Below are 8,053 nucleotides of genomic sequence, written 5' to 3'. Positions count from 1 at the left end.
GGGAGTACGGCGGCGGGCGCGGACGTCGGGGCGGCCGGGCTGGGCAACGGGCGGCCTCCGGGCACGGCACCGCAGGGCCGCGGGGCGCAGCGGCGCGGGGGCGGGGACGGGGCCCGCACGGTCCCGGCCAGCGGCAGACGGCCCGGCGCGCGGCCGAGAGGCTGGCGCGAGGCCCTGAGGCCGGCGCGCGCACCCTTGGGGCATGAGCCAGCTCACCCGACGTTCGCCGCCGCCGTGGTCGTGCCTCGCCGCCACCATCGAAGCGGAACTCACCGACACGTGGCCGCTGCTCCGCGCTGGGGCGTTCGGCGGCGAACTCTCCCGCGCCCAGAAGTCCCTTGCCGCGCTCACCGAGTGGAAGGCCAAGCACGGCCAGGAGTGGTGATCCTCCGTACCGAGCCAGACCCAGCCCACGAAAGGGCGACGGCCGCTTCCTCATGAAGCCGGGCCCGACTCACGTCCACGCTGGGCATGACTCAGACATCAGGCGGCACTGAACTCGTAGGCGTGGCTGCCGCGCGGGTCGTCCAGGATGGCGGATTAGGGGCTCACCTCGGTGATGGTGTCCGCGATCAGGACGGGCAGGTGGTTGATGGCGCGTTCGAGCAGCCGTTCGATCGGGACGGCGTGCTGGCTGTCGTCGACGCTGATGAGCTTGACCCAGGTTGAGGGCTCGTAGCGGGCGAGCATGGACAGGGCGTACAGGACAGCCCACCAGGCCATCAGCGGGTGCAGCTCGCGCTTCATTCGGGGTAGGACCGGCAGGAAGTACCGGCCTCCGGCGTAGCCGCGGGTCATGGTCCGCAGGTATTCCAGCCGCTGATCTTGGGTCGCCGATCCCTGGGGCATCTCCCAGTTGATGACCAGCTCGCCGCCGCCGTGTTTGTAGCGGCTGCCGTAGTCCGGGGGCGCATCGGAACCGAAAGTGAGGGTGCGGGTGGTCACGTAGCTTTCGTGCTTGGCGACGGCGGGGTATGCGGTCAGGAACTCTGTCAGCGCCTCGCGGGTGCCGGCCTCAATGACCCGGTCGGGGATGTCGCACACCGAAACGCTCAGCAAGGGGTGCTCGTGGATCCCAACGCTCATTTCGTCCGCGTACAACGGGGTCATCCGGTCCCTGTTGGTGAGCGGGTAGCGCAGGTTCGAGGGCAGCAGGTCCCAGAGGTCCTCCAGGCGCACCGGGTCCATCTCCCAGACCGGGGAATCGAGCACTTCGCTGACCTTCACGAAGCTGCCCCGAGTGCCGGGTGGGTCGGTGCGGATCTCGATTTCGGGGAAGGACAGGTGAAACCCCGTGGTCTTGATGCCGTGAGAGTCGAGACGCCAGTCCTCGCCGTTAAGGGACCAGGCGGCGGCCGCGATGGCGCGGCCGGCCTGGCTGAGTCCGTAGAAGACCTGAACCGGGCGCGTGGCGGGGCCCACTACGGCAGCGGCCCGGAACATCTGCTCGGTCTGCTCAAGGGCTGCTGAGTAGGTCTTGCGGCGGGAGGCAGAGTTGGCCCTGCCCGGCGGCTTCGAGCGGCTGGCCCGCAGCCGCTCCCATGCCTCATCGGACAGCCTGCGCGGGTGAATTTCGCGCCGTCGGCGGTGCGAAGGCCGGGGCCGTTGACCGCGCCGCGGGCCCGCAGCTTGCCGAACGTGCGCGACGGCGCGACACAGGCGAGCGGCGATGCGATACCACGTCGCGGTGTCGTCGGCGTTCCTGACTTTGTGTGTTCACGTCGGGTCTGCACAGGCAGGTGTGGCGGGAACGGCCGCATGAAATCAAGGGGGCGTCACCAGCTGTTTGGTGGCCGCGGCAGTCGCATCCGTGTAGGGGTCGGTGTAGCGAGCGGCAGCCTGCATGCCGATACCGAACAGCTCGCAGATCATCCGTGTGTCCCCCCGCCGTCTGGGCTTCGTCGATGATGCGGTCGGCGCGCAGCAGGTGGCTGAAGGAGGGGTAGTGGCGGTACAGCCAGGGCCGGCTGGCCGGGGTGGTTGTCGCTGCGTTGCGGTGGGTGAGGAGCAGGTGCGGGTTGGCGGTGTTCGGCCACCTCTGATGGCGGTGTCCGAGGTAGGCGGCCAGGCGGGCCCGGACGGGCTCGGCCAGGACGATGGTGCGCGCCGGCAGGTGCAGGCGGCCCTGGTCGAGGTCGAGGTCGGTGAGGGTGAGGTGGCGGAACTCCTGTGTGCGCAGGGCGTGGAAGGCGAGCAGGGCGGTGATGGCGGCATGGGCCGGGTCGGGTGAATTGAGCGCCTCGCGGACCGGTACGCCCGCCGTTCGTCGATCTGGCGCCACGACGCTACCGGGGAGTTCCGGCTCTACTACCACCAAGCCACGCCGGTGCCGGACGGGACGGCAGGGCGGGCAGCGGCTCGGCCGAGGGCAGCACGCGCGGACCAGGCCGCGGGAGAGACCCAGCTCGACGCAGACAGCCGGGCGGCCGGGACAGCGGCGGCGCGTGCGCGGCCGGGCGGCCGACGGGTCCGGCGACACGGCTTCGGGCACGTCGCGGCCAGACGGACGGGGCGCAGCAGCACTGCGGCACGCGGCGGCACGGGCGGGCGAACGGCCGGCGGGCACCGCACGGGGGGCGCCGGGCCCGGGCGACGGCGAGCGAGGGGATGTTCCTGGACATCGCCCGCTTCCGGACCGACAAGTTCACCGCCGAACGGCGTGCAGAGCCGGACCAGCCCGGCATGCACTGATACCCGACCTGCCACGGCATCGACGCAGCAGGCGGACTGAACCCAAGCGCGGTAGGTCAGCAGTTCCCCATCGGAGGTTAGGAGCGGATGAGCGTGCGGGCTCGCTCGATCCACCCCGACACGGCCTTGGCGCCACAGCTTTCGGCAACCGACTGGGCCTCGTCGAGGTGATCGAACGCCGCCGATGGGTCGCCGGTTTCGGCCGCGAGGTAGGCCAACGCCACCAGGCCGGCAGCTTCCCCTGGCCTAAAACCGATCTCCCGGCGCAGGGTCACCGACTCGGTCAGCCGCTCGCGAGCCTGATCGAAGTGGCCTGCGTCCTTGTCGGCGAAGCCCAGGTGGCGAATCGCATACGACATCGTCATCCGGTCGTCGACGGATTTCGCCAGCCCGTACGACCGCTCGAAGTACGGCCTGCCGGTGGTGCCGTCGCCCTTGACCACCTGGTGCCAGCAGCCAACCCAGAACAACGCGTCCGCCTCACCCGACGCATCCCCCAGACGCTCGTACAACTCGGCCGCACGCTCGAACAACACCAGTTCCTCGCTGTTCTCCTCGCGGTCGTTCAGGAAGCGGACGTGCAACACCTTGCCCCGCGCCATGCAAAGCGGCGCCTCGACGGCGTTCAGCAGGTCATCGGACCGGTCCATCGCGGACGTGTCCCCGCCGAACATCGCCGCTTCGAACAGCTCTCCCGCACGCTCGATCCAGCCCCGTCCATGCATACCCCTACCCCTCCCGTTGGACCATGGCAGCGCCGAGGCTATCCCCACCTCACAGTGAAAGACGGACGCTTTTCAGCGGCCGCACGCGCTCCTCAACGCCCGCCCTGGCCGTCGGCTTCTTTCGGAGAGTCTGATTTGGGCAGCCGAACCCAGCCGTCCATGGCTTTGCAACAGGTTGTGCCACCGTCTGCAGGCCGCGTTGGCACCCTCGCGCCGCAGCACGGTCGCCAGCTCCCGAAGGCGCGCGGGCGGAACCTGGTGACGGGGCTGTCCAAGCTGGCTCCGACGCCGTGATCACACCAGCCACGCCGAAATCATCGCACCGGGCCAGCGTGCCTCTCAGCGGGCCTCCCCACCTCAGCGGAACTCGTGGATCACCTGGATCTCGCCGACGATGTGGGCGTTGAAGTCGGCCAACTCCTCGGCCGGAACCCACAGCTCGAGGATCGTCTGTCCACCTGCCTGCTGGACGGGATACCGGCTCAAGAAGTCCGACTCGACCTCGAAACGAGTGACGAAGCCGGCGCCATCGTGTTTTACGTTCCAGTCCCGCGCGATCCTGACCGCGTAGTCCTCGTTGAGGACCGGGTAGAAGATCGGCTGCTCGGGCAGCCGGGGCGGCCAGGCACGCCAGTTCAGCTTCCGAACCAGATCCAGCTCCTTGGGACCGGTGGGACGCCACAGGATCGTCGTTGCGCGCTGGCTGGTCATCTGCATCGCTCTCTGAACGTAGGCCGCCGGTACGGCGGATCGGGACACCGGACGTTACCGGCGCCGCGAGCTGAGCAACCACGCAGTTTTGGCACCATAACCAGCGTCGTGACCGACAGGTGCAAGCTTCCCGTGCTCGCGATCGCCGCGGTCCCGGGAGGGCGCTCGGCCGCCTCGGCGAGCCACCGACCGCGTCGCCGGCCGCCTGGCGGCGGGTGCTGCCATCGCACGACGCGCCGTTGCCGTCCTGGCCCGGGCGGGGCATCAATGAGTTGGCGACCACCGTCGAGCACATTGGGATTGGCGGCGGCGGGCAGGGCGCGGCTGAGAGTGAGCGCGGCACTCGCCGCGGCGGCGAGGTAGAAACGGCGCGCTCCGGCCGGGCCAGGACGTGCAGTACCCGAGGGACGTCGACGGTCCAGACGACGGGGGCGGCCGCCACGAGCCGCTGCAGCCCAGGGCGTAGCCGGCGGCGCCCGCGTCCGGGGCGCCGGCCAGAGCGGCGGCGGCCGCGAGCGGACCGGCCGCGGCGGCCAGCTCCAGCAGATCCTCCACTCGCGTCCAGGGACGTCGCCGAGCGCAGAGGAGCGGCGCCCGGCTCGGGGCCGCAGCCGGTGCCGTCCGCGGCGGCGGGCGCGCGCGGGGACCGCGGATGAGGCCGCCGCCCGGCCGAGCCTGTGGAGCTCGCGCGGCCGCACGGCCGGCTGCGGGCCACGAGGGGGCGGCCCACCTTCCACTCCCTCGCACGACCAGATGGCCCCCGGGGCGTACCCGTCTCGGCAAGCATCCTGTACCGCGCCCTGAACGGACGTCTTCCCATCCACTACACCGTCCCCTCATGCGCCCGGAACGCGGGTACCGGCGAGAAGAAGGCCGGGCGGGCGCGGGCCCCAAGGCCGCCGTACGCCCTAAGCCAGTGTGGAAAGCCGGCAGGGGTACGTACCCGGACGCGGCATCACCACCGGGGCGGGACGGGCGGGGCCACCAAGAAGGTTCAGGCGGCTGCTGGCGGTCGCGGGCCTGCGGCTGCTGGCCGCCTCACCCGAGCACCCCGGCATCATGCCGCGGGCCAGACCCAGCTTGCCGGAGACAGCCGGACGGCCCCGGCGGGCAGCCGGGCCGGGACCGCGCCGGGGTGCACGACGAGCAACAACACGGGCGCGGGCAGCCGGACCCAGCCCAGCCCGGCGGGACGCTGCGCGCGGGCCGACACAGCACGGCAGCGGCACTGCGGCCCGGGCGCGGCCGGGTGCCGGACGCGGGCACGACGACCGGGCGCGGGACGCGAGCGGGCATGGCGCGAGCGCGACATCGCCGGGGGCGACAGGACAGCGGGCGCGGAAAGTACGGCAGCGGGCGCGGACGCGGCCGGGCCGGGCGACGGGCGTTCTCCGGGCACGGCACCGCACGGCCGCCGGGCTGTCGACAGTCATGCAGTTCCCCACGGATCGCGCCGTCGGCTTCACGTAATTCCCCACCCGCGAACTCGGTCCGATGACCGGCTCAGACGGCTACACGAACGGGCAAAGCGTCCGCACGTCCGTAGGCGAGCACCTGGGCGAGGACTTTACGGAACTGGACGACATCCTCGTCCGGTGCTTCGATGACGGCCTCGACCTCGCTGTCGCTCAACCGCAGGTTTTCCAGTGCGTCGGGGTCGAGCGAGACGCGGAGGACCTTGCCCGTCAGAACGGCTTCGCGCACGCAGCCATAGGCGGTGCCCTGTCCGGCTGTGACCAGGCAGTGCGTGTCCATGCCCATGGCGACCTCCTGTTCATCTGGGTCGTCCTCGCCCGCCATGAACATCAAGATGAATCCGCTTCCGTCCGCTTCTTCAGCGAGAGCAGCTTCGGTGAAGTAGCCGTCAGGGTCGATCTCTGTTGTGGCAACACGAGCGGTGAATCGGTATGTCATGGCGGGGTTCTATCAGCGCGTTCGGCCGACGCAGGACACCGGGTCGGAGCATCGGCGCCCCTCCACTCAGCGACGGCCTCCGACGTGGACTGCGGGATCCCCCTGGGGGGAAGAGACCGTGCACTTCTGGCTGGGGAATATCGTGAGCGTCCACACGGGCGCAGCGGGCGCGGGGTCCGGGGGCCCGCGCCGGCCCGGCCGGCGGGAGGCGGCCCGGCGCGCGGCCGGAAGGACCGGTGCGGGCACGACGCGGCCCGGCGGTCCGGTCCGATGCGCGGAGGACCAGACGGCGGGCGGCGGGAGCCGCAGAAGTACGGGAAGTACGGCTGCAAGCGTGGACGGCGAGGCGCCCCGGCCTCCGCAACGGCGGACAGGCAGGGGCGGCACCGCACGGCCGCCGGGCGTGGCGGCAGCTCGGGCGGCCGGACAGGCGGCGGGCGGGACGGCGCACGCAGGCCCAAGGGCGGCGGGACGAGGCGCCGCAGGCCGGCACAGTACGGCGGCCCGTCCACGAGCGGACGGGGAACACGGCCACACCGGCACGGGCGGGAACACACGAACACGGCGGGACGAGCGCGGGCCCGCCAGACCGCCGGGGAACGGCGCCGAGGCGCGGAGGAAACAGCGGCGGGCGCGGACGGCGGGGTGGCGCGGCACGGGCGCAGCGGGTGGGGCAGGCGCGGCGGCGGGCGCAGCATGCGGGGCGGGCCGCAGGACGGGGGACGGCAGGCGGCCGGCGGCCGGCGGCCCAGCCTCCGCAACCGCGGACAGACGGGGAGCAGCACGCGGGACGAGCGGCGGCGGGCGCCGCACGGCCGGAACGGCCGTTGCACGGCCGAGCCGCCAGGATGCCGCGCAGCTCGGCGCAAGCCTCCGGACGGCCAGGGACCGGCATGGCGCGGTGGCCGGGACGGCCGGGCCGCCGACGGACGGCCGGAGGCCGGACGCGGACGGCCAAAGGCGCGGCAGGGGCCACGACGGCCGGACGGCGAGAGGCCGCCTTCGAGCACGGCGCCGCACGGCCGCACCACGGCAGGGGTGCGCCGGGGGCGGCGCGGAGGCGCGGGAGGTACGGCGGCAGGCCCGGGCGCAGGGCGGCCGGGCCCAGACAGGCGGGAACGGGGCCCGTCCGGCCGCCGGCCCAGGGCTGCCGGTGCGGCGGGTGGCTGGCCGCGGGAGCGGAAGGACGGCGGCACGGGCAGCGGGGCGGGCGGGGCGCCGGTGGGACAGCCGGGCGTGTGAGGGCCCGGGGGGCGGAAGGCGCAGCGGGGCACGGCGCGGGCAGGCCACCAAGCGGCCGGCGGCCCGGAGGCTTGCCCGGCCGGGACCCGCACAGGCTGGCCGGCGGCATACGGCCCGACACGGCACGGTGGACACGGCCACCGGTGGGACAGCCGGGCGGCGGACGGCCAGCGGGCGGGGACAGGCCCCAGCAGGAGAGGCCGCGCAGCGACGCAGCGACGCAGGCTGCGGGACGGCCAGGTGAAGGCAGGGGTGGGATCGGCACAGCCGGCTCGACCCACGCGGGCGGGGACAGGGGGAGACAGGGGGCGGGCCAGGACAAAAAGCACGGCACCGGCGAGGCCGTGTGCCGGGGCGATCGGGAGACCGGCGCGCAGTCACAGCGATGCGGCCGGCTTGCCGGCAGCTCGCCGCCCCCGGGACACAGGGCGGGCAGCGGCACGGCGCAGCCGAGGACCGAGAACGGCGGGGCCGCGGTGACAGGCAGCATGGGCGCGGCGGCAGGAAACCGGCGGCAGGTACGGGCTGACGGTAGCGACAGGAACCGGCGGGCGCCCGGCCCGGCAGCCGATGACCCGACGGCTCACGGCCGACAGCCGACGACAGCCCACGGCGGCTGGCTAGTGCTCTGACCGGGAAAGTTCGCCGGGTCGGCGGGTCATTCCTTTTCAGAGGCAGCTGCGAGGTGGCGGCGGCAGAGGTCGGCAGCCGTGAGGTGGGGTGTGTGCAGCGCATCGCTGTAAAGCCGCATCTCACGAGCTGCTCGGTCG

6 protein-coding genes are annotated in these 8,053 nt (G+C 72.9%); 2 read left to right on the top strand and 4 right to left on the bottom strand.

Annotated elements, in window-relative coordinates; all coding sequences use genetic code 11:
- Positions 1–202 precede the first annotated feature (202 nt).
- A complete protein-coding gene (locus OO52_RS44995) occupies positions 203–385 on the top strand; it encodes a hypothetical protein (protein WP_030658860.1) in 183 nt (60 codons plus the stop codon).
- 155 nt (positions 386–540) lie between these two features.
- Here OO52_RS44995 and OO52_RS44990 read toward each other — a convergent pair whose 3' ends face one another.
- Positions 541–1,533, bottom strand: a complete 993-nt coding sequence (locus tag OO52_RS44990; RefSeq protein WP_420711472.1) for a YaaC family protein — start codon at positions 1,531–1,533, stop codon at positions 541–543.
- Between the two features lie 514 nt (positions 1,534–2,047).
- Between OO52_RS44990 and OO52_RS44985 the strand changes: the two genes are divergently transcribed.
- On the top strand, positions 2,048–2,230 hold the full coding sequence (locus tag OO52_RS44985) for a hypothetical protein (protein ID WP_158712681.1): 183 nt from the start codon (positions 2,048–2,050) through the stop codon (positions 2,228–2,230).
- A 538-nt stretch (positions 2,231–2,768) separates the two neighbouring features.
- Here the strand turns inward: OO52_RS44985 and OO52_RS44980 are convergent.
- The 3 genes from OO52_RS44980 to OO52_RS44970 all read right to left on the bottom strand — a co-directional run bounded on the left by OO52_RS44980 (position 2,769) and on the right by OO52_RS44970 (position 6,041).
- Positions 2,769–3,416, bottom strand: a complete 648-nt coding sequence (locus OO52_RS44980) for a hypothetical protein (protein WP_030658865.1) — start codon at positions 3,414–3,416, stop codon at positions 2,769–2,771.
- A 357-nt stretch (positions 3,417–3,773) separates the two neighbouring features.
- On the bottom strand, positions 3,774–4,133 hold the full coding sequence (locus tag OO52_RS44975; RefSeq protein ID WP_030658867.1) for a hypothetical protein: 360 nt from the start codon (positions 4,131–4,133) through the stop codon (positions 3,774–3,776).
- Positions 4,134–5,630: 1,497 nt separating this feature from the next.
- A complete protein-coding gene (locus OO52_RS44970) occupies positions 5,631–6,041 on the bottom strand; it encodes an Imm10 family immunity protein (protein WP_030658869.1) in 411 nt (136 codons plus the stop codon).
- Positions 6,042–8,053 lie beyond the last annotated feature (2,012 nt).

Origin of the sequence: Streptomyces flaveolus (assembly GCF_000716535.1) — a bacterium.
GTDB classification, from domain to species: domain Bacteria; phylum Actinomycetota; class Actinomycetes; order Streptomycetales; family Streptomycetaceae; genus Streptomyces; species Streptomyces flaveolus_A.
Note: the sequence above shows the minus strand (reverse complement) of the source record. Positions and strands in the feature narration are given on the sequence as shown.